We start from the raw sequence: 22,982 nt of genomic DNA on the forward strand, positions 1-22,982 counted from the left end.
TTCCACCGCCCTTACTGTTCCATCCTAACATATCCGGATTCTTTTTTGAAATAAATGCCTCTGATTTCAACCTGCTCCGTCTCGATGATCCGCTGAACTTCCGCATAGTCCTCTGCCGGAAATTGAATGGAAAGCGCACAGCCCGCCGTTACGCCTTTGGGAGTCGGGCACAGGTCGATTTCGATGTCCGCGTATTCGAGCAGCATTTCGGCCCGCAGCGCCTGCTGGGTAGAGTCGAATGCAATGAGCAGCCATTCCCCCATTCTTCATCCCTCTTTTCACTCTAGTTTCTTCTCTATCGGCTACGTATATTTCTCCGGTTTTCTCCGTATACTAGTAAAAACTTCTAAGCGCCCGGCTAAAGCCTGCCGAAAGCACTTGCCACGATTAAGAAGACAAACCCGGAGGGATCCTCAATGAAACCATTCGGCTTTTCCACGAAATCGGCTGCCGAGCAGCCCGCTTCTATTAAACTTTCCCATTCGGACAGCGACACGCCTGGAGCTCTTGCCGCATACTTTTCCGAGATTCTAAAAAAGCTGCCCTCCTATCAACCTATTGTAATCGTTTGTGTCGGCACGGACCGTTCCACAGGCGATTCACTAGGCCCCCTGGTTGGCAGCAATTTAAAGAGACGAAGCGGCGCTTCCTATTCCCTGTACGGAACCTTGGACGAGCCGGTACACGCCATGAATTTGTCGGATACGATTACGGCCATCGAGATAGCCCACCGCTATCCCTTTATCGTGGCGATCGACGCTTGTCTCGGTCAGGTATCCAGTGTCGGCTCTATTCAAGTCGGGCATGGCCCGCTTAAGCCGGGAGCAGGCGTAAATAAGGAACTTCCGTCGGTTGGCGATATTCATGTTACCGGTATTGTAAACGTCGGCGGTTTTATGGAGTATTTCGTGCTTCAAAATACCCGCCTCAATCTGGTGATGAATATGGCCGACGTTATCGCCGGCTCCCTCCATCACGCGCTTTACTCCGTCCGGCGGTCTTCCCCTACTTCTGCGCTAACGTCAGACTGATCGCTTCTTTCTCCTCGGGAGAAAGCGAGTATGGGGAGCCGCCCTTCTCGACCGGTTTGGCATAGATGTATGTATCTTCTCTGCTGTGAATGCCGGTGATGAGAATCCCGTCTTCATACTCGTCCAGAATGGCCACCGTGAAGCTCATAAGACTTCCCGTGTCCGAGAAGGCATTATAGCGGTGAATGCCGACTTTGGATTTCATCCGCTTCATGGATTGGCTGATCCGGTTCAGCCGATCCGTCGTGTCTCCCTGCAGGATAATCTGATCCTCAATCTGCTGCTGCATGTGAACAAGCAGCTGTTCGATATTAACCTCTCCGGCGCCATTCATGACTTTCTTATATTGTTTGCGAAGCTTGCCCAGTTTAATCCACAACGCAAGCATTCCGATTAACAGCAACAAGACAAGCAAACAAAGAACCGATAAAATCGGTTCAACCGGCAGCCCGATGTTGTTTTCACCCATGTCCTTCTTCCCCTCTGCTATCTTGTCTCGCTGTTTCTTGTTCATTCCAGTCGGCTGCATTCATGCTTATAAAATAACGGAGTCCGCTATTTCTTTGACCGCTTCAATTAAAGTATCCACTTCTTCATCTGTCGTAAAATAGCTGACGCTTGCCCGGACGGCACCGGTTTCACCTGTGCCTGCGGTTTCATGCGCAAGCGGCGTGCAGTGATAACCGGCTCTGACCGCGATGCCGTAATGCTGGTCCAGAATGAACGCCACTTCGGACGCATCCATATGCTCTAAGACGAAGGACACGATGCCTGTCCGTTCTTCGCCGATTGCGGGACCGAGAAGCCGGAGATGCGGCACATCCCGAAGTGCTTCCATGATCCGCTGGGTCTGTCCCCACTCCTTCGCGTGGATGTTTTCCACACCCGTCCGGAGGACAAACTTCAAGCCTTCGCTTAACCCGGCTAATCCCGGGGTATTCGGCGTGCCCGCTTCGTACCTGTCCGGCCTTACGGAAGGCTGGTCGATCGCTTCCGACTGGCTGCCTGTTCCGCCGTGCATTAGAGGCTCCAGATCGAGCCCGGGATGGATATACAGTCCTCCCGTCCCTTGAGGCCCCAGGAGGCCTTTATGACCCGGAAACGCCAGCATGTCGATCCCCATCCGCTCCACGTGAACAGGAAGGATTCCGGCCGTCTGAGCGGCATCTACGAGCAAGCATATCCCCTTATCTCTGCAAAGCTGCCCAATGTCAGCGACAGGCAGGATGCTTCCGAGCAAATTGGAGCTATGATTGATAACGACGAGCGATGTGTTGCTTTGAATATTTTCCTTTAAGGCATCTATGTTTATTCTCCCGAATTCATCGGTTTCCAGATAGGTGACCTGCACATTTTTGGTACGCCTCAAATATTCAAGGGGTCTTCGGACGGAGTTATGCTCTACTGCTGTACAGATAACATGCTCTCCCTCTTTCACATGGCCTTTGATAGCCAAATTGAGGGCCTCCGTTGTGTTGGAACCGAACGCAAGATCGTTTGGATTTTTAAAACCAAACAGCTTCGCAGCATGCTTGCGTGCTTCGAACACAATCCGGCTTGCCTGTACAGCCATGGCATGACTGCCTCTGCCGGGATTAGCCGCACACTCATTGATACATCGCAGTACAGCCTCTCCGACCTGCAGCGGTTTAGGCCACGAGGAAGCGGCATTATCGAAATATAAAAACGGCTTCGTCACTGCCGGTCCCTCCTCACAAAGATAGCATACCTTCTCTCACTTTCTTTACGGACAGAAAGCCAAAGATTTGTATGCTATGTATGGTTTAGTTAGATAAGCAATCAGGAAATTTGCCCTTGAAGCATTTCCAGCAATCTTTCCAAATCATCTTTGGAGTAATACATCAGTTCGATCCGTCCTTTATAATTTTGATGCTTGATCCGGACCGTCGTACGATAATGATCCTGAAGCTGCTCTTCCGCCTGATGAAGATAAGGATCTTTCTTCTTGTCTTTTACCTTCGGTTTTTCCTTGTCTTCCGAACCAAGCTCTTCACGCCGCTTAATCTCTTCTTCCAACTGGCGAACGCTCCATTGACCAGCAATACAAGCATCCGTCAGCTCTTTCTTCACCTTGTCATCCTTAACCCCTACAATCGCACGGGCATGTCCCATGGACAGTGTTCCACGTGAAACATATTGCTTAATGGACTCAGGCAGGTGAAGAAGACGAAGGAAGTTTGCGATATGAGAACGGCTCTTCCCTACTTTTACCGAAAGCTCTTCCTGCGTTAATGAAAACTGGTCTATGATGGCTTGATAAGCGATTGCAATCTCCATCGCATTCAAATCTTCACGCTGAACGTTTTCGATCAATGCAATTTCCATAACCTGCTGATCGGAAAGCTTTTTCACAACCGCTGGAATGGTCGCTAAACCGCTTGCCTGAGAAGCGCGGAATCTTCTCTCCCCGGCAATAATCTCATACCCTTTTAAAACCGTACGCACAATGATCGGCTGAATAACGCCATGTTCTTTGATGGAAGAAGCCAGCTCTTGAATACCGTCTTCGTTAAAATGTTTACGAGGCTGGTATGGATTCGCCCGCAGCTGATTCAAAGGAATTTCAATGACCTTGTCCTCTTCCCCGATCTCCAACTCCGGAATAAGCGCTCCGAGTCCTTTACCTAGTCGTTTGCTCAAGACTAATCACTTCCTTTGCAAGCTCTAAGTATACTTCCGCACCTTTAGACCGCGGGTCATAAGTAATAATGGATTGTCCATGGCTCGGCGCTTCGCTGAGTCGGACATTACGCGGTATAATCGTTTGATACACTTTTTGCTGAAAATATTTCTTCACTTCTTCAATGACCTGGATACCTAGGTTTGTACGGGCGTCAAACATTGTTAGGAGAACGCCTTCAATTTGCAGGGATGTGTTTAAATGTTTCTGCACAAGTCTGACTGTATTCAACAGCTGGCTTAATCCTTCAAGCGCGTAATACTCGCACTGAATCGGGATAATTACGGAGTCGGAAGCCGTCAGTGAGTTAATGGTCAAAATCCCTAACGACGGAGGACAATCGATGAGGATATAATCGTACATATGCTCGACAAGCTGAAGCGATTTCTTCAACCGAACTTCACGCGATATCGTTGGAACCAATTCAATTTCGGCGCCAGCCAATTGGATCGTAGCCGGAATAATGTTCAAATTCGGAATTTTAGTAGCAACTGTAGCGTCTTTCGGGTGAATATCATTAATGAGGACGTCATAAATACAGTATTCAACATCTGCTTTATTGACCCCAATCCCACTCGTCGTATTACCCTGAGGGTCGATGTCCACCAGCAGTACCCTTTTGCCGAGCGAAGCCAAACAAGCACCCAGATTGACAGATGTCGTTGTCTTCCCTACGCCGCCTTTTTGATTCGTTATCGCGATTGTCTTGGACAATTCATTCACCCCACTACCTTAAAACCTCTCATTAAAAACTTAACAAAGAGAATACTACTATATTACCATAATCAAGAGAGCGAAACTAATAAAAATACAGGTTCCGACAACAAAACGAAGAAATTTGGCGGATCGCTCGGCTATAGTCTCAAATCGGTTTTGGAGTGTCGATTAAACCGAACACATGCGGCTCTTCCCCACATAGAAAACATACGTAAATAACGAACAAACCTATGACGTATCTCGCACCTAAAAAGTTTGCAAACTTCCTGATATTTTTACGTTAAATTTTCAAAAAAATTCTGGCACTCCTCTCCCTCAATTAATTCCACATTCCGATCTCCCTAAACAAAAAAACCTCCTGCCACAAATTCAGCTTCCTTTACGGGAACTGCCTTTGTCATACAGGAGGATTATGCTTTAATCCCTTGATTATTTTGCCGAATGCTGCTTAGGAATTTTAATGATGATTTCGTAGTGATCTTCATGATCCTGCTCAGCCGTATTAATATTGAGTCCCGAGCTGGCCACCATCTCAACGGACTGTCTGATAGTATTTAGCGCCAACCGTACGTCCTTCGAAAAAGAAACACGTTTGCTTTTCTTAATCTGGGTAGCTTCTTTCAAAAATTGAATTCGGGTTTCCGTCTGCTTCACGTTAAGCTCTTTGGCTATAACCTCTTCAAGAATTTTAACCTGGAGCTCTTCTTGATCCAAAGAAAGCAGCGCACGCGCATGCCTCTCCGTGATCTTCCGCTCAATAAGCGCCATTTTAACAGGTTCGCTCAAATTCAGCAGACGAATCTTGTTGGCGATAGTCGATTGGCTTTTGCCAAGACGCTGTGCCAGGCTTTCTTGTGTGAGATCATGCATCTCTATAAGCTGCTGATAAGCAGCCGCTTCTTCGATCGCCGTCAAGCCTTCACGCTGCAAATTTTCGATTAAAGCAATAGACGCGGCTTGAGAATCGTTGAATTCCCTTACAATGGCAGGAATGGTTTCCAGACCGAGCTTTTTGACCGCTCTTAATCGGCGTTCCCCTGCTATTAACTCAAAAGTATTATTACGTACCCTTACAACGATAGGCTGAATAACGCCATGTGTACGAATCGTTTGGCAAAGTTCATCAATGCGATCATCATCAAAAATCGTTCTTGGCTGGTACGGACTCGGATTGATGTTTTGTACAGGTATGTTTTTAACTTCATCCATATTGCTTCGCTCCGTAAAACCAAAAAGTTTTGATAGCTGCTCTTTCATGAATATAATACCACCCAACTCTTCCCCGACATTTTACAGGAAGGAGAAAGCAAAGCCTCGGCATTCTACCAACCCGTTTATCTGAAACCAAAGAATTAAAGAAGGGTCGCAGACTCCCCTGTCACGACAATTCTATCCATAGATCTTTAAATCGCGTAAAAATCCCCTACATAAGATATTCGTCAAACGCCCATCTTTTTCCTGCCAATAAAGGTAAGAATTCATGAAATTCCTGGTAACGATGTTCCACGTGAAACATCCTATTTCACTAAAGGCTGTTTTAATGGCAATCCAGCTTTACGAGGATATTTACCGGGTGTAGGTGCTATCTTGCTGATTTGAATAAAATGTCGTACGGATTTCTCGACTGGCAATTCCAAACGATCTACCTGTTTAAGTTGTCCTTTGAGCAAACCTATACTAAAAGCGGCCTCTTTCAACTCTTCTTCCGCATCCGCGGCCTTCATCGCAACAAACAATCCCCCTACCTTCACAAAAGGCAGACAAAATTCGTTTAGCACGCTGAGTCTGGCGACTGCACGCGCCGTAACCAGATCATACCGGTCACGGTGCTGCTGAAGCCGGGCTGCATCTTCCGCACGAGCATGGACACAGGTTACGTCTTTCAAGCCAAGCTCTTTTACAAGCTCATTAAGAAAAACGATCCGTTTATTCAATGAATCCACAATCGTAACTTTCAGATGCGGAAAAGCGATTTTCAGAGGGATGCTGGGAAAACCGGCTCCAGAACCGATATCCGCCATAGTCTCTACTTTTTCCATGTCCACATAAAAGGCAAGCGAAAGCGAATCATAGAAGTGCTTCAAATAAACCTGGTCGCGCTCTGTGATCGCGGTTAGATTGATTTTCTCATTCCACTCCACAAGCAAACGGTAATACGTCTCAAACTGCTGGAGCTGTTCATCGGAGAAAGACAGCCGGTGAGGCTGCAAATGACTAACAAACTGCTCTTGTATTAAATCGGTCATAAATTCCTCTATCCCCTTGCAGCGATAACTTGGTTATAATGCTCCAGATACACGAGCAGGATGGAGATATCCGCCGGTGTTACACCGGAGATCCGGCTCGCCTGTCCAATGGATATCGGACGAATTTTTGCGAGCTTCTGCTTCGCTTCCGTGGCGATTCCGTGTATATCTTCATAGATGATATCGTCCGGAATCTTTTTCTTTTCCATCTTTTTAAGCCGTTCTACCTGCGCCAGCTGTTTTTCGATATATCCCGCATATTTCACTTGAATTTCAGCCTGTTCTTTTACCTCATCGGAAAGCTCAGCCGGCAGAGGAATCATTCCCTCGATGTGAGAGTAATTGATCTCCGGGCGTTTCAGAAGGGTAAGAAGATCCACGGCATTATTCAGCAGGACAGTGCCCGCTTCTTCGAGAATAGCCTGAACGTGAGGTTCCGGACGGACCTTGGTCGTTTTAAGACGATGCAGTTCTTGTTCGATCTGTTCCTTCTTCGCCATAAAACGTTGGTAACGCTCTTCCGGAATCAGCCCGATTTTATGACCGATCGGAGTGAGCCGAAGATCGGCGTTATCATGACGGAGCAGCAGACGATACTCCGCACGCGAAGTGAGCAAACGGTAAGGCTCCGGCGTCCCCTTGGTCACCAGGTCATCAATCAGCACGCCGATGTAGCCTTCGGAACGGTCGAGAATGACCGGGTCTTTCCCCTGCACCTTGCAGGCCGCATTAATACCGGCCATGATGCCTTGACCGGCCGCTTCTTCATAACCCGATGTGCCGTTGATCTGACCTGCCGTAAACAAACCCTCCACCAGTTTGGTTTCAAGGGTGGGTTTCAGCTGCGTCGGAACAACCGCATCGTATTCGATCGCATAACCGGTACGCATCATTTCAACCTTCTCCAGGCCTGTAATTGAACGCAAAATTTTGAGCTGCACATCTTCCGGCATGCTTGTCGACAGTCCCTGTACATAGTACTCGGAAGTATTGCGGCCTTCCGGCTCAAGGAAAATCTGATGCTTCGGCTTATCGGCAAAACGCACGATTTTATCTTCGATAGACGGACAATAACGGGGACCCGTTCCCTCAATGGCTCCTGAAAACATCGGTGCACGATGCAGATTGTCGTTAATGATCTCGTGAGTATTCTCGGTCGTATAAGTCAGCCAGCATGGCAGCTGATCTTGGGTGCCCTCTTTCGTTTCGTAGGAGAAAAATCTTGGATTTTCGTCCCCGGGCTGAATTTCCGTTTTGGAAAAATCAATGGAGTCCTTATGCACACGCGGCGGAGTTCCCGTTTTGAAACGGACGAGTTCCAGACCCAAATCACGCAGAGATTGGGATAACCGGACAGAAGGCTGCTGGTTGTTAGGGCCGCTTTCATACATCAGTTCACCCATAATGACTTTCCCGCGCAGATAAGTACCTGTCGTCAGAACGACCGCTTTGCCGTAATATTCGGCCCCGGTTTTCGTTACTACGCCTTTGCAGACGCCATCCTCCACAAGCAGTTCTTCCACCATCCCCTGACGTAACGTCAGGTTCGGAGTGCTTTCAATGGTTTCTTTCATCATATGCTGATACAGAAACTTATCCGCTTGCGCACGCAGCGCGTGAACGGCCGGTCCTTTTCCCGTGTTCAACATCCGCATTTGAATGTACGTTTTGTCGATATTGCGTCCCATTTCTCCGCCAAGCGCGTCGATTTCACGGACAACATGCCCTTTTGCAGGTCCTCCGATAGAGGGATTGCACGGCATGAAAGCAACCATATCCAGGTTGATTGTCAGCAGAAGCGTTTCGCAGCCCATCCTGGCTGCGGCCAGCGCCGACTCGACGCCCGCGTGGCCCGCTCCGATGACGATAACTTCGTAGTTTCCGGCTGTATAGCCCATCCTTTCTACCTCCTATACCGTCTTATTTTCCAAGACAGAACTGTGAAAAAATTTGATCAATCAACGATTCGGCAACCGAATCTCCTATAATTTCACCGAGATGCTCCCATGCAGCCCGGATATCAATCTGAATCATGTCGATTGGCACATAGGCATCATTGGCTTCCATTGCCTCGCGAAGCGATCCTTTGGCCTGCTTCAGCAGCCCGATATGCCGGACGTTGCTGACGTAGGTTAAATCCGTGGACTCCAAATTGCCTTCGAAGAAAATAGCCGAGATCGCTTTTTCCAGCTCCGCGAGGCCGCTTCCTTCCAAAAGAGATAAGGAAACCACTCGCCCTTGTGGGAATTTGGCTTCGATCTCCTCTTTATCTATTTGTAAGGGAAGATCCGTTTTATTCAAAATGACGATAGTTTGACGCTGCCGCAGTTCTTCTATCATGGCCAGTTCTTCAGGCAGCAGCGGTTCGCTGCTGTTTAACACCAAGAGAATCAAATCCGCTTCGGACAAGGCCGTCCTGGAACGTTCTACCCCGATTTGCTCTACAAGGTCCGACGTTTCCCGGATACCGGCCGTATCAAGAAGCTTGAGCGGAATACCGCCCACATTGACGTATTCCTCGATCACATCCCGGGTTGTCCCCGGAATATCCGTCACGATGGCACGGTTCTCCTGCGCCAGCGTATTGAGCAGCGAGGACTTACCGACGTTCGGCTTGCCGATAATCGCCGTCACAATCCCCTCACGCAAAATCTTCCCGTGTTCGGCTGTTCTTAACAGCTCGTCGATACGGGAACTCACTTCAATGCAGCGTTCGCGGATAAACGCATTGGTCATTTCCTCAACGTCATGCTCCGGGTAATCAATGTTCACTTCAATATGAGCCATCAGCTCAACCAACTGGTAGCGCAGCTCGCCTATCGCTTTGGATAAATTGCCGTCCACCTGCTTCAGAGCAATTTGAAAAGCACGGTCCGATTTGGACCGGATCAGGTCGATGACCGCTTCCGCCTGGGTCAGGTCGATCCGTCCGTTCAGAAAAGCACGCTTGGTGAACTCACCGGGCTCGGCAACACGTATCCCCTGCTCCAGCAGGAGGTCCATCACCCGTTTGACGGAGACAATTCCCCCGTGACAGTTGATTTCAACGACATCTTCCGTCGTAAAAGAACGCGGTGCGCGCATGACGCTGATAAGAACTTCCTCTATTTTATCACCCGATGAAGGATGAATGATATGCCCATAATGAATGGTATGTGTCTGAGCCTCGGACAATTTCACTTTAGACCGAAATAACGGCTCCACCAGCTTGACGGCTTCGTCGCCGCTGACTCTCACAACCGCAATACCGCCTTCCCCGAGTGGAGTGGCAATGGCGGCAATTGTATCTGAAATCATAAAATAAACACCCCGTAAGCGGAGCGGTAACCGCTCAAATTATGAAAAAAGCAATGACGCCTAGAAAATACAGGGTCATTGCAGACAGTTATCTTAACGTAATTACAACGCGACGATTCGGCTCGTCGCCTTTGCTGTATGTTTTCACCGACGGATGCGATTGCAGCTCGGCATGAATGATTTTGCGCTCCTGAGCGTTCATCGGCTCCAAAATCAATTCCTTCCGGGAACGGACGACACGGCCCGCAAGCCGGTGTGCCAGTTCCTGCAGCGTCTGCTTCCGTCTGTCTCTAAACTGCTCGGCATCGAGCAGAATACGGACATGCGCATTCGAGAACCGATTTGCGACGATGTTGACCAAATATTGAAGCGCGTCCAAAGTTTGTCCTCTTTTACCGATCAATATTCCGAGTTCGGATCCGCTTAAGTTAAACAAATGGCCTTCTTTCGTTTGCTTCTGGTCAATGGAGATAGCCAGCCCCATCGTGTCGAACAGCTCTTTCAGAAAAGCAACGGCTTCTTCGATCGGATCCGGGATCTTCTCGAGTTCCACCTTCGCTTCCTTCGTGCCGATCAATCCGAGAAAACCTTTGGACGGCTGTTCCAGGACGGTGACATGCACCCGGTCTTGCGTAGTGCTTAGCTGCGCAAGACCGGCCTTTATTGCATCATCAATCGTTTTTCCCGTCGCAATCACTTTTTTCATGCAGCCTGTCCACCTTTTGTTTTAGGAGATCGACCGTACAAGAAATAGGTCTGAACGATGGTGAAGATGTTGCTGTAAATCCAGTACAGCGGCAAAGCGGATGCGAAGCTCATCGACATCACGAAGATCATCACCGGGAAAATAAACATGATGCTCTGCATCTGTTTGTTCATCGGGTTCTGAGCCGACATCACTTTCTGCTGAATGAACGTTGTAGCCGCCGCTACGATCGGCAGTACATAGAACGGATCGGGTTTACCGAGTTCCATCCATAGAAATTGATGAGTAAAAATGTGCGGATTCCGCACGATCGCCTGATAAAGCGCCAGCAAGATCGGCATCTGAATCAGAATCGGGAAACATCCGGCAAGCGGATTGACACCATGCTTCTGGAAAAGCTTCATTGTCTCTTCCTGCTGCTTCTGCGGATTATCTTTAAACTTCTCGCGGATTTTAGCCATTTCCGGCTGGACTTCCTGCATACGCTTGGAGCTCTTATATTGCTTGAGCGTCAGCGGCAGAACGATCACACGGATAATGATAGTCACGATCAGGATAGAGATACCGTACGAATTGCCAATCGAATTGGCAAAGAAATCGAGCAGATCAGACAGAGGGATAATGAAGTATTTGGTGAAAAATCCTGCTGTCGCGGGATCCAATGGAGGATACGAGGTAGGCGACGTGCCGCAACCCGTTAGCACGAACAACAGCAGAAGAAGCGGTGCATATTTGTAGGTTCGACGAATCAATTGAGGTCCTCCCAGTTTTCTATTCCACCATAAACTATACCATAGTTTAATCCGGCAAGGAAATAATTGCTTGGAAAATAAAGCATGTCCAAAACGAGCCGGGATCAGCTGTTTTTTCGCAGCAGTCCCGCTCGTTTGAAAACATGGTAGATGCTCTTCTCCATCTCGTGGAAATCCATTTCGACGGCCGGTTTTCTCACAATGACGATATAATCGTAGCCACCGGGAAACCGTTCCTCGTTCAGCCGGATAATTTCCTTTAAAACGCGGCGCAGCCGGTTGCGGATGACGGCGTTTCCAATCTTTTTGCTGGCCGAGATCCCCAGCCGGAAATGTTCGTTCTCACGACGAGGCATATAATATAGAACAAACTGGTGGTTCGCTGCCGACTTTCCGTAGCGGTACACCTTTTGAAAATCTTCTCTTTTTGCAAGCCTAAGCTTTTTTTCCACAAGCAAGCACTCCAAACAAAACCGCTTCTTTGACCGCCCATTCTCTAGTTTTCACCGGTAACGGGCGGTTTAATCGGTCGAAACCCTCACAAGCCTATAAAAACCCAGAAAAAAAGACCACATCAAGTGGCCTGGCAATTAAGCACTCAGTACTTTTCTACCTTTTTGACGGCGTGCTTGCAGCACTTTACGGCCGTTTTTCGTGCTCATTCTTTTACGGAAACCGTGGTTCTTCTTCCGTGTTCTTGTGTTCGGGTTAAACGTAGGACGCATCTATTTGCACCTCCCTGAGGATCTATCTAATCCCAAAAATGTCTTTTTCAATTAAAGCACAAACAGACGCTAAAAGTCAAGGTGGAAGCTCGGCCGGAACAACCTGTGTACAAATTTTTCAGCCCTCTGTGCAGAACTTGTCGAAAGCAAACAAATTATCAACAATATCTAGTGGTGTTAATATTAACTTTACACAAGGGGTTGAATATGTGGATAAATTAAAACATTGCGTTGATAATCCCTCTCTCATTTGCTAATATAGTATTGTTTCTGTTGTGGATATTCTCCTGATACCCTTCGTTTATCAACAGCCTGTGGATAACATTGTGAACAATTTTCCCTCTATTCGAGCAAGTCTCTTCTGCATAACCTGACTCGTGTGGATAAGAATCGACAAGATTTTGTGGTAATTGACATGAAGCAAGGCGACATGGCGTTTTCCGCAAGTCTTTTTTATGTTTAAAGGAGTGAACTGTTGTGGATAGCCATACGACCGACTCATGGCAGCAAGTCCTGTCTATCATACAAAAAAAATTAAGCAAGCCGAGCTTCGATACTTGGCTTAAATCCACAAGAGCTACCGTCTTCACGGATACGACTGTCGTCATCAGCGCACCGAACAATTTTGCGAAAGAATGGCTGGAAAGCCGCTACGCGAAAATGATCGGGACCACGATCTATGAATTTCTCGGCAAACAGGTCGAGGTCAAATTCGTAAACGAGTCCGACGAGAAATCACCTGTCGCGGTACAAACCCCGCCCCCGGAAATTCCGAAGGAGCCTGCCGCTCCCGTTCAAGAAGAAACTTTTCATCATATGATGAACTCGCGGTATACGTTCGATACGTTCGTTATCGGCGCCGGCAACCGGTTCGCCCACGCGGCTTCCCTTGCCGTTGCGGAGGCTCCGGCCAAAGCATACAATCCGCTTTTTCTATACGGAGGCGTAGGACTCGGGAAAACCCACTTGATGCACGCAATCGGGCATTATGTGCTCGAACATAATCCACGGGCGCGCGTTCTTTACATCTCTTCCGAGAAATTTACGAACGAATTCATCAATGCGATCCGGGACAACCGCGGCGAAGGATTTCGCAACAAATACAGAAGCATCGACGTGCTTCTTATAGACGATATTCAGTTTCTTGCGGGTAAAGAACAGACGCAGGAAGAATTTTTCCACACCTTCAACGCCCTTCATGAAGAAGGCAAGCAGATTATCATTTCCAGCGACCGGCCTCCCAAAGAGATCCCGACGCTTGAAGACCGTCTGCGCTCGCGCTTCGAATGGGGACTCATTACGGATATCCAGCCGCCGGACCTAGAGACGCGTATTGCGATTCTACGCAAGAAAGCCAAGGCCGAGAATCTTGAAATTCCGAATGAAGCGATGGTGTATATCGCGAATCAGATCGATACGAACATTCGGGAACTCGAGGGTGCGTTGATTAGGGTCGTCGCCTATTCTTCCTTGAGCAACCAGGATATTACGACTCATCTGGCTGCGGAAGCGCTGAAAGATATTATTCCTTCAAGCCGGCCGCGGGTCATTACGATGCAGGATATCCAGCAGAAAGTCGGAGAGTTCTACGGGTTGAAAATGGAGGACTTCAAAGCGAGGAAACGGACTAAAGCCGTTGCTTTTCCTAGGCAGGTTGCCATGTATTTATCCCGGGAAATGACCGATTTCTCTCTTCCCAAGATCGGTGAAGCGTTCGGCGGACGCGATCACACGACCGTCATCCACGCGCACGAAAAAATTAGCGAGGCCCTGAAGACAGATCAGGAACTTTTCAAAATCATTCATAGCCTGACGGAAAAAATCAAAAATCCGTCCTCTTAATAACTACAAGCCTATGCACAAACTATGCACATGTGGATAGGCTTGTTTTTTGTGACTTTCGTCCACATATCCACATATCCAGTGCCTCTACTACTATTACTAATAAAAAAAAGGTATTATATAAGGGTATGTAGTCCGGCTAGAATTTAGAACCACAGGAGTGAAAACATGAAATTAACGATATTGAAAGATCACCTTAATGAATCCATTCAGCACGTCTCCAAGGCCATCTCCAGTAAAACGACTATTCCGATTTTGACCGGAATCAAAATAGACGCCACTTCAGAGGGTGTTACACTGACTGCCAGTGACACCGACATTTCCATCCAAAGCTTTATGCCGACCGAAACTGCTGAGCTGAAAGTAATTGAGCTCTTTCAACCGGGAAGCGTTGTGCTCCCCGCTAAATTTTTCATGGAAATGATCCGCAAGCTCCCCTCCCAAACGATCGAGATCGAAGTTAAGGACCATTTTCAAACCACCATTCGCTCGGGATCTTCCGAAGTACAAATTATGGGTCTCGACCCTGAAGAATATCCGCTTCTGCCCCAAATCGAAGAAAGTCGTACGATCCGGATTCCAAGCGATCTGCTCAAAACGATGATCAAGCAGACGTCTTTTTCCGTTTCGACAAATGAAACTACGCCTATTCTGACCGGCGTACTCTGGCAGATTTCGGACAATAAGCTGAAATTTATCGCTTGCGACCGCCACAGACTGGCTTCCCGTGAGATTAACCTTGATCTGGAGCCCGGACAAAAGTTCCATCCGATCGTTATTTCCGGACGCACGCTTAACGAGCTGAGCAAAATTTTGCCGGATCAGAATTCCTTGATCGATATCGTTATCGCGGATAATCAGGTCTTGTTCAAAATGAACTCGATTTTGTTCTATACGCGCATCCTGGACGGAACTTATCCGGATACATCCAAGCTTATTCCGCAGTCGTTCCAGACAGAACTCGTTGTGGGCACCAAAGAACTGGCCGATGCAATCGACCGTGCTTACCTTCTTTCCAGAGAAGATAAGACCAATATCGTTAAACTCGTGATGAAAGAAGATGAAACCATTGAGGTTTCTTCAAGTTCGTCCGAATTGGGCAAAGTAACGGAGCAACTGCAGCTTCAGAAAATCAACGGCGAGCTGCTGCGGATCTCTTTTAACTCCAAATATATGCTCGATGCGCTTAAAGTTATGGATAGCGACAACATTCACATCGGATTCACCGGCGCTATGCAGCCGATTATTATCCGTCCGGAAGAACAGCAAAATATTTTGCAGCTTATTCTCCCGTACCGCACAACAAACTAAGCAGACTGACAATTAAATCAAACAAACGGAGGAGACTCGATGAAAGAGGTCACCATTCGTACGGAATATATAACCTTGGGTCAATTTTTGAAACTGGCGGACTGCATTCAAACCGGGGGACAGGCTAAATCCTTCCTTCAGGAAGCCCATATCGAAGTAAACGGAGAAAACGAAAACCGCCGCGGGCGGAAGCTGTACTCCGGAGACAAAGTTGCCGTAGAAGGTTGCGGGGAATTCGTTGTGTCCCGGGAATAGGCCCGAGGAAGCACAGGAGGAACGCCATTGTTTGTCAAACGGCTGTTGTTGGAACATTATCGAAATTATCCACATGTGGAAATCTCGACGGATCGGAATGTTAACATCTTTGTAGGGCCCAATGCGCAGGGGAAGACCAACTTACTGGAATCCATCTATGTGCTTGCACTGACCAAGTCTCACCGTACCCATCAGGAGAAGGAATTGATTCAATGGCAGGAGGACCATGCCAGACTTTTTGGCGAGGTGGAACGTAAATACGGGATGAGCACGCTCGAGCTTTCCATATCGGGCAAAGGCAAGAAAGCGAAAGTAAACGGGCTTGAGCAAAAGAAGCTGAGTCAGTATGTCGGGGCGCTTAATGTGGTGATGTTCGCCCCCGAAGACCTGGAGATCGTCAAGGGAAGCCCCGGCATCCGCCGGAGGTTTCTCGATATGGAGATCGGGCAGGTTTATCCCAGCTACCTTTACGACCTTACTCAATACCAGAAGGTGCTTGTGCAGCGCAATAATTTGCTGAAACAGTCCTACCCTCCTTCAGCGGCCAATAGCTCTATGCTGGATGTATGGAACGAACAGCTTGCGGCCTTCGGTGTTAAAATTATGAAAAAACGTCAAAGCTTTATAAAGAAACTCCAAAGCTGGGCGGAACAGATTCATCAGGGAATCACCAACGGCAAGGAAATGCTCCGGGTGGAGTATGCTCCTTCCTTTGCGGACGGGCACTTTGAAGATGAATCTGTTTTATTGGACCGATTTATGATAAAGTTATCACAGATAAAAGAACAGGAAATGCGAAGAGGCGTCTCATTGATCGGTCCGCACCGGGACGACCTTCTTTTCTGCATTAACGACAAAGACGTACAAACGTACGGATCCCAAGGGCAGCAGAGAACGACTGCTCTTTCTTTAAAGCTAGCCGAAATAGAACTCATCCGGGAGGAAGTCGGTGAGTATCCTGTATTACTCCTCGACGATGTTCTTTCCGAACTTGACGAATATAGACAGACCCAACTCATCCAGACGTTCCAGAAGAAAGTACAAACGTTTATCACAACGACCGGACTCGAAAGCGTCCATTTGGACCAGTTAGACCATGCGGCCGTTTTTCATGTTTCGAGCGGCAGCGTCATCGACAGGAGTTGAGAGATTGTGTTTATCCATTTAGGCGGCGAAAAGATTATTCGTTCCTCGGAACTCATCGCGATTTTCGATCTGTCGATCGAGAAGTCTTCGAAGATATCCAAGCAGTTTATTGCGGAGGCTACTCGCAGCAAGAAGATCGAGATCATTGGCGAAGAGGAATGCAAATCGCTTGTCGTGACGCAAGGCAAAGTGTATTATTCCCCAATCTCCTCGATGACTTTGAAGAAACGCGCAAATCAGCTGTTGACGAACTGAGCGATTTGACTATGTAAAAGCAGGTGAAGGGTGTATGACTTTGAACCAAAATTCGTACGATGAGAATCAGATTCAGGTACTGGAAGGGCTGGAAGCCGTTCGTAAACGACCGGGCATGTATATCGGCTCGACCAGCAGCCGCGGCCTGCACCATCTCGTGTGGGAAGTTGTCGATAACTCCATCGACGAAGCGCTGGCCGGTTATTGTACCCGTATCGACGTCATCGTTCATAAAGACAACCGGATTACCGTAATTGACAACGGACGCGGAATTCCCGTAGGGGAACATGTCAAGATGAAGCGTCCCGCGCTAGAAGTGGTTCTCACCGTACTCCATGCGGGCGGTAAATTCGGCGGAGACGATTCGGGCTACAAAGTTTCCGGCGGACTTCACGGGGTAGGTATTTCCGTTGTTAACGCGCTGTCCTCGCATCTTCACGTACGAGTCAAGCTGCACGGTAAAATCCATGAACAAGAATATCGCCAAGGTAAACCGCAATATGATCTTCGGATTATAGGCGAAACGGAAGAAACCGGAACAACGGTTACGTTTACGCCCGATCCGGAGATTTTTACGGAGACGACCGAATATGATTACGAGATTCTGCAATCCAGAATCCGTGAGCTGGCGTTTTTGAATAAAGGAATCGAGATTAATCTGACCGACGAACGCACGGATACTTCCGAAAGCTTTATGTACGAGGGAGGAATTAAATCCTTCGTCGAGCACTTGAACCGGAACAAAGAAGCTCTTCATGAACCTCCGATTTATGTCGAAGGCAGCAAGGACAATATCCAGGTTGAAGTGGCTATTCAGTACAACGACAGCTATACGGAGAACATCTATTCGTTTGCCAACAATATCAATACACACGAAGGCGGTACTCACGAGTCCGGTTTCAAAAGCGCATTGACGCGGATTCTGAATGACTACGCGCGCAAAACGAACGCGATCAAAGAAAGCGGGTCTAACCTGTCCGGTGACGACGTTCGTGAGGGCTTGGCCGCCATTATCTCGGTTAAGATACCCGAGCCTCAGTTTGAAGGGCAGACCAAGACGAAGCTCGGCAATAGCGAAGTGCGCGGGATCGTCGATTCTCTGTTTGCCGAGAAGCTTCTCGAGTTCCTGGACGAAAACCCGGCGATCGCGAAGAAGATCGTGGAGAAAGGACTCCAGGCTTCCCGTGCGCGCGAAGCGGCCCGCAAAGCAAGAGAACTGACCCGCCGCAAGAGCGTGCTGGAAGTAAGCTCCCTTCCGGGCAAGCTGGCTGACTGCTCGTCCAAGGATGCGTCCATCAGCGAGCTGTACATCGTGGAAGGGGACTCTGCCGGCGGATCGGCCAAACAGGGCCGTGACCGTCACTTCCAGGCCATTCTGCCGATCCGCGGTAAAATTTTGAACGTCGAGAAAGCACGTTTGGACAAAATTTTATCGAACCTGGAGATCCGTGCCATTATTACGGCGATGGGTACAGGAATCAGCGATGATTTCGATATTACCAAAGCTCGATATCATAAGCTGATCATTATGACGGATGCCGACGTCGACGGAGCCCATATCCGTACCTTGCTGCTTACGTATTTCTATCGTTATATGCGCAAGCTGATTGAAGTGGGGTATGTGTATATTGCGCAGCCCCCGCTTTATAAGCTGGAGCGCGGCAAAGTGGCCCGCTATGCATACAGCGACAAGCAGCGGGATGAGATCATGAAAGAGTTTGGCGAAGGAGCCAAAGTCAATGTTCAGCGTTACAAGGGTCTAGGGGAAATGGATGCGGAACAATTATGGGATACAACCATGGATCCGGAAACCCGCACCCTGCTGCAAGTCACCATCCAAGATGCGATGGATGCCGATTCTATTTTCGATACACTGATGGGAGACAACGTGGAACCTAGACGTAACTTCATCCATCAGCATGCGAAATATGTAAAGAACTTGGATATTTAAGGCTTCAAGAGATAGAAGGCTGGATTTATTCCAGCCTAGGATGCACGTTTCAGGAGGATAAATCATGACCGAAGAAATGCGTTCGCAAGTCGTTGAGGTTGATATTAGTTCGGAAATGCGCACCTCATTTTTAGATTACGCCATGAGTATCATCGTCAGCCGTGCGCTTCCCGACGTCCGGGACGGCCTCAAACCGGTTCACCGGCGTATTTTATACGCGATGTCCGAGCTGGGCATGTATTCAGATAAACCGCACAAAAAGTCAGCCAGAATCGTCGGCGAAGTAATCGGTAAATACCATCCTCACGGGGATTCTCCGGTATATGAAACGATGGTCCGGATGGCACAGGATTTCTCGCTGCGTTACATGCTCATTGACGGGCACGGAAACTTCGGTTCCGTCGATGGCGACATGGCGGCAGCTATGCGTTACACGGAGGCGCGTCTCTCCAAGATCGCAATGGAGATGCTGCGTGATATCAATAAAGAGACTATTGACTACATTCCGAACTATGACGGAGAGGAACAGGAGCCGGTTGTTTTGCCGGCACGGTTCCCTAACCTCCTTGTCAACGGATCTTCCGGGATTGCCGTAGGTATGGCTACCAATATTCCGCCGCATAATCTTGGAGAGGTTATCGACGGAATTCAGCAAATGATCGAGAACCCGGATGTAACTCCGTTGGAATTGATGCAATCAATCAAGGGGCCGGACTTCCCGACGGGTGCGTATATACTCGGCCGCGAAGGAATTCGGCAGGCTTATGCCACAGGCAGAGGCTCCGTTACCATGAGAGCGAAAGCCGACATTGAAGAAGTGAATAATAAAGCACGGATTATCGTGCATGAAATTCCTTATCAAGTAAACAAAGCACGTTTGATTGAAAAGATCGCCGAACTCGTCCGCGACAAAAAAATCGACGGCATTACAGACTTACGCGATGAATCGGACCGTAACGGTATGCGTATCGTTATGGAGCTGCGTCGTGACGTGAATCCGAATGTCGTTCTCAATAATTTGTATAAGCATACAGCTTTGCAGTCCAATTTCGGTATCATCATGCTCGCCCTCGTAAATGGGGAACCCCGGGTTCTGAACCTGCGGGAGATGATTTATTATTACCTGGAGCACCAGAAAGTCATCATCCGCAGACGTACCGAATACGATCTGCGCAAGGCCGAAGCTCGTGCTCATATTCTCGAGGGTCTGCGTATCGCGCTCGACAATCTGGATGAAGTCATTGCCCTGATCCGTTCTTCGCGTACAACCGAAGCTGCGCGTGAAGGCTTGATGACAACCTTCAACCTTTCTCACGATCAGGCGCAAGCCATTTTGGATATGCGTTTGCAGCGCCTTACAGGTCTGGAGCGGGAAAAGATTGAACAAGAGTACGCCGAGCTTCTTCAGAGGATCGCGGAGTTAAAAGCTATTCTTGCCGATGAGCAGCTTATTCTCGCTATCATCAGCGAAGAGCTCAATGAAATCAAACAAAGCTACGGCGACGAAAGACGCAGTGAAATTACCAAAGGCGAAGACAGCATCGAAGATGAAGATCTGATTCCTCAAGAGGATGTTGTCATTACTATTACCCACACGGGCTATATTAAACGCCTTCCGGTAAACACGTACCGAAGCCAGAAACGCGGAGGCCGCGGAATCGTCGGCATGGATACGAAGACGGATGACTTTGTAAACCATCTGTTCGTAACCAACACGCATCACTATCTCCTCTTCTTTACGGACAGAGGCAAAGTGTACAAGCTTAAGGCCTACGAGATTCCGGATCTTAGCCGGACTGCGCGGGGAACCCCGATTATCAACCTGATTCAGATTGAACAGGGCGAAACCGTAAGTGCCGTTATTCCAGTTCAAGAATTTAGTGCGGACAATTATTTATTCTTTGCCACAAAACAGGGAATTGTGAAAAAAACTCCGTTGGATGATTATATCAACATCCGCAAAGGCGGTCTGATCGCAATCAACCTCCGTGACGATGACTCGCTTGTCGGCGTTAAACTGACGGATGGCAAACGCGATATTATCATGGGTACGCGTGACGGCATGTCCATCCGGTTCCCGGAAAACGATGTCAGATCCATGGGCCGTTCCGCCACGGGTGTTAAAGGCATTCAAATCGGATCGGAAGATACGGTTATCGATATGGACGTGGTGGATGAAGACGCAAGCGTTCTGATTGTGACCGCCAAAGGTTTCGGCAAACGGACGCCTATAGCGGAATACCGGGTGCAATCACGGGGCGGTAAGGGGATCAAGACGCTCAACGTTACCACCAAGAACGGTGCGGTCGTAGGTCTTAAAGTCGTGAACAACGAAGAAGATCTCATGATCATTACCGCGAGCGGAACTCTTATTCGGACAAGCATCTCCGGCATTTCTGAAATGGGACGCAACACGCAGGGGGTTCGTCTAATCAACATCCGCGAGGATGATGAGGTGGCGACTGTCACTCATGTGGCCAAGAGCGAGGAAAGCCAGGATGACGAGTTCAACGAAGAAGATCAGGAACAAATGGCGTCTGAGCAAACGGACGCACAGGTAGAGAATCCTGAAGAGGATACTGAAATTTAATAAATAGTTTCGGAGGTGGGGACTTACATCCCCATCTTTTTTGTTTTACAATAAAATTGACAAACTTAGGTAAAGCGGAGGGAAATACCTTGCGGACAGTCTCTGTGTCACAAATTAAAGCCGGCGACAAGCTCCTGGAGGCTGTAAACAGCCGTTTCGGCAATACATTATTTTATAAGGGCAGAATCCTGACAGAGCGTGATGCGGAGATTCTGAAGGCATTCTTGATCTCTACCGTAACCATTGATAACGGGACAAGCAATTCAGGCCAAGAATCGGCCGGTGCGGTCGCTTCAACGGATATAGATACGAAGCAAATCTCGTCCTTTGATCTTTCTTACGACAAAATGCTCCAGCTGCTTAAGAAAGCGTTCGGTCTTGTGCTGGGCAATTCTGCCCTGCCGGTGTTGGAGATGCGTAATGAGCTTCATAAGCTGATCGAGCATATAGAAGGATACCAGGTCCTGACGTTTACACCGCGGCAGTTTCAGCTGCAGGATTTCGTCCTTCACAACAGCATCATGGTTTCTCTGACATCTTATCTTCTGGCCAAATGGCACGGACTTCCTCAGAAGGATTGGATGCAGATAGCCCTCGCCGGACTCCTGCATGATATCGGGAATGCCAAAATCGATCAGGCTCTTCTCGTTAAACCGACCAAGTTAACACCTGTAGAGCTGGAGGAAATGCGCAAGCACACCCTTTACGGTTACAATGTGCTAAAACCGATAGCAGCCCTTAACGAGGGTGTTAAGCTTTGTTCACTTCAGCATCATGAGCGGGAGGACGCTTCCGGCTATCCGCTTGGTCTTAAAAGCGATCAGATTCACATCTATTCCAAAGTGGTTGCTGTAGCCGATATCTTTCATGCCATGACAAGCGTTCGTTATCATCAGGAAGCCACATCCCCTTATCTGGTTCTGGAGCAGCTCAGCAAAGATTCTTTCGGCAAAGTCGATCCGGCGATCGTCAACACGTTCATCAACAAAGTGACTTCGTTTCATATCGGGACCGTTGTAAAATTGAACGATAACCGTGTCGGCGAGATTGTTTTCTCGGATCGGTCGTACCCGACACGCCCTTGGGTTAACATTAACGGGACAATCGTTAACCTTACCTTAGAAAGAAATCTGTACATTCAAGAGGTCATTGAAGCACGTTAAGGACCAATAGGCTCGATGAAAAATATCTTCCCTAGGGAAGATATTTTTTGTTGACATAGTAAAGCGAGGATGGTATATTTGTATTCCGCCTTCCGAAAGAAGCGACAAATTAAAACCCAAAAAAATTCATCGAAAAAAAAGCTTGCAATCAACTAGGTGAATGTGGTATATTAATTAAGTCGCCGCTGGAACGAAGCGGAAAACGACGAGGCTGATAAAGCCGAGATTGTCCTTTGAAAACTGAACAACGAGTGATTGAAGCGTCTCAAGTAATTGAGACATTAATGAGAAGAA

22 protein-coding genes are annotated in these 22,982 nt (G+C 48.2%); 9 read left to right on the top strand and 13 right to left on the bottom strand.

What is annotated here, in order from left to right:
* Positions 1-11 precede the first annotated feature (11 nt).
* Entirely contained in the window at positions 12-263 is a 252-nt protein-coding gene (locus KVT34_RS27955; protein ID WP_217562983.1) for a putative Se/S carrier protein, read from the bottom strand.
* A gap of 153 nt (positions 264-416) precedes the next feature.
* Between KVT34_RS27955 and yyaC the strand changes: the two genes are divergently transcribed.
* Positions 417-1,031 (top strand): spore protease YyaC, encoded by a 615-nt coding sequence (yyaC, locus tag KVT34_RS27960; RefSeq protein WP_217562984.1) that lies wholly within the window; start codon positions 417-419, stop codon positions 1,029-1,031.
* Here the strand turns inward: yyaC and KVT34_RS27965 are convergent.
* The 12 genes from KVT34_RS27965 to rpmH form a co-directional block, all read right to left on the bottom strand.
* Positions 1,006-1,500 carry a DUF4446 family protein gene (locus tag KVT34_RS27965; RefSeq protein WP_254635203.1) on the bottom strand — a complete coding sequence of 165 codons (495 nt, stop codon included), beginning with the start codon at positions 1,498-1,500 and terminating at the stop codon, positions 1,006-1,008. The two genes, yyaC and KVT34_RS27965, sit on opposite strands and share 26 nt — an antisense overlap.
* A gap of 66 nt (positions 1,501-1,566) precedes the next feature.
* Positions 1,567-2,730, bottom strand: coding sequence for an aminotransferase class V-fold PLP-dependent enzyme (locus KVT34_RS27970; protein WP_217562986.1), 1,164 nt, complete (start codon positions 2,728-2,730; stop codon positions 1,567-1,569).
* A 101-nt stretch (positions 2,731-2,831) separates the two neighbouring features.
* Complete coding sequence (locus KVT34_RS27975; RefSeq protein WP_217562987.1) at positions 2,832-3,692, bottom strand: ParB/RepB/Spo0J family partition protein; 861 nt, start codon at positions 3,690-3,692, stop codon at positions 2,832-2,834.
* Complete coding sequence (locus tag KVT34_RS27980; RefSeq protein WP_042235674.1) at positions 3,673-4,446, bottom strand: ParA family protein; 774 nt, start codon at positions 4,444-4,446, stop codon at positions 3,673-3,675. The genes KVT34_RS27975 and KVT34_RS27980 overlap by 20 nt, the downstream gene beginning before the upstream one ends.
* 432 nt (positions 4,447-4,878) lie before the next feature.
* On the bottom strand, positions 4,879-5,706 hold the full coding sequence (gene noc / locus KVT34_RS27985) for a nucleoid occlusion protein (RefSeq protein ID WP_217562988.1): 828 nt from the start codon (positions 5,704-5,706) through the stop codon (positions 4,879-4,881).
* A gap of 260 nt (positions 5,707-5,966) precedes the next feature.
* The gene (rsmG, locus tag KVT34_RS27990) at positions 5,967-6,695 is read right to left on the bottom strand and encodes a 16S rRNA (guanine(527)-N(7))-methyltransferase RsmG (RefSeq protein ID WP_217562989.1); all 729 of its coding nucleotides are present in this window, start codon (positions 6,693-6,695) and stop codon (positions 5,967-5,969) included.
* A gap of 8 nt (positions 6,696-6,703) precedes the next feature.
* Positions 6,704-8,593 (bottom strand): tRNA uridine-5-carboxymethylaminomethyl(34) synthesis enzyme MnmG, encoded by a 1,890-nt coding sequence (mnmG, locus tag KVT34_RS27995; protein WP_217562990.1) that lies wholly within the window; start codon positions 8,591-8,593, stop codon positions 6,704-6,706.
* 22 nt (positions 8,594-8,615) lie between these two features.
* Positions 8,616-9,992: a tRNA uridine-5-carboxymethylaminomethyl(34) synthesis GTPase MnmE gene (mnmE, locus tag KVT34_RS28000; RefSeq protein ID WP_217562991.1), complete on the bottom strand. Its 1,377-nt coding sequence runs from the start codon at positions 9,990-9,992 to the stop codon at positions 8,616-8,618.
* A gap of 88 nt (positions 9,993-10,080) precedes the next feature.
* Entirely contained in the window at positions 10,081-10,698 is a 618-nt protein-coding gene (gene jag / locus KVT34_RS28005) for an RNA-binding cell elongation regulator Jag/EloR (protein ID WP_217562992.1), read from the bottom strand.
* Positions 10,695-11,450 (bottom strand): YidC/Oxa1 family membrane protein insertase, encoded by a 756-nt coding sequence (locus KVT34_RS28010; RefSeq protein ID WP_217562993.1) that lies wholly within the window; start codon positions 11,448-11,450, stop codon positions 10,695-10,697. Before KVT34_RS28010 ends, jag begins: the two co-directional genes overlap by 4 nt.
* Before the next feature lie 104 nt (positions 11,451-11,554).
* Positions 11,555-11,902: a ribonuclease P protein component gene (gene rnpA / locus KVT34_RS28015; protein WP_009673476.1), complete on the bottom strand. Its 348-nt coding sequence runs from the start codon at positions 11,900-11,902 to the stop codon at positions 11,555-11,557.
* A 138-nt stretch (positions 11,903-12,040) separates the two neighbouring features.
* Positions 12,041-12,175: a 50S ribosomal protein L34 gene (gene rpmH / locus KVT34_RS28020; protein WP_009673467.1), complete on the bottom strand. Its 135-nt coding sequence runs from the start codon at positions 12,173-12,175 to the stop codon at positions 12,041-12,043.
* A gap of 477 nt (positions 12,176-12,652) precedes the next feature.
* Here rpmH and dnaA point away from each other — a divergent pair, with 477 nt between their 5' ends.
* The 8 genes from dnaA (at position 12,653) to KVT34_RS28060 (ending at position 22,688) form a co-directional block, all read left to right on the top strand.
* Complete coding sequence (gene dnaA / locus KVT34_RS28025) at positions 12,653-14,017, top strand: chromosomal replication initiator protein DnaA (RefSeq protein WP_217562994.1); 1,365 nt, start codon at positions 12,653-12,655, stop codon at positions 14,015-14,017.
* Positions 14,018-14,185: 168 nt separating this feature from the next.
* Positions 14,186-15,328 carry a DNA polymerase III subunit beta gene (dnaN, locus tag KVT34_RS28030; protein WP_217562995.1) on the top strand — a complete coding sequence of 381 codons (1,143 nt, stop codon included), beginning with the start codon at positions 14,186-14,188 and terminating at the stop codon, positions 15,326-15,328.
* 39 nt (positions 15,329-15,367) lie between these two features.
* The gene (gene yaaA / locus KVT34_RS28035) at positions 15,368-15,583 is read left to right on the top strand and encodes a S4 domain-containing protein YaaA (RefSeq protein ID WP_042235700.1); all 216 of its coding nucleotides are present in this window, start codon (positions 15,368-15,370) and stop codon (positions 15,581-15,583) included.
* Between the two features lie 27 nt (positions 15,584-15,610).
* A complete protein-coding gene (gene recF / locus KVT34_RS28040) occupies positions 15,611-16,729 on the top strand; it encodes a DNA replication/repair protein RecF (RefSeq protein WP_042235702.1) in 1,119 nt (372 codons plus the stop codon).
* Positions 16,730-16,735: 6 nt separating this feature from the next.
* Positions 16,736-16,984 carry an extracellular matrix regulator RemB gene (remB, locus tag KVT34_RS28045; RefSeq protein ID WP_042235705.1) on the top strand — a complete coding sequence of 83 codons (249 nt, stop codon included), beginning with the start codon at positions 16,736-16,738 and terminating at the stop codon, positions 16,982-16,984.
* Between the two features lie 34 nt (positions 16,985-17,018).
* Positions 17,019-18,935, top strand: a complete 1,917-nt coding sequence (gene gyrB / locus KVT34_RS28050; protein ID WP_217562996.1) for a DNA topoisomerase (ATP-hydrolyzing) subunit B — start codon at positions 17,019-17,021, stop codon at positions 18,933-18,935.
* Positions 18,936-18,999: 64 nt separating this feature from the next.
* Positions 19,000-21,525 (top strand): DNA gyrase subunit A, encoded by a 2,526-nt coding sequence (gene gyrA / locus KVT34_RS28055; RefSeq protein WP_217562997.1) that lies wholly within the window; start codon positions 19,000-19,002, stop codon positions 21,523-21,525.
* Between the two features lie 89 nt (positions 21,526-21,614).
* Entirely contained in the window at positions 21,615-22,688 is a 1,074-nt protein-coding gene (locus KVT34_RS28060) for an HD-GYP domain-containing protein (protein ID WP_217562998.1), read from the top strand.
* Positions 22,689-22,982 lie beyond the last annotated feature (294 nt).

Source organism: Paenibacillus sp. GbtcB18 (assembly GCF_019091125.1).
GTDB lineage: Bacteria > Bacillota > Bacilli > Paenibacillales > NBRC-103111 > Paenibacillus_F > Paenibacillus_F chitinolyticus.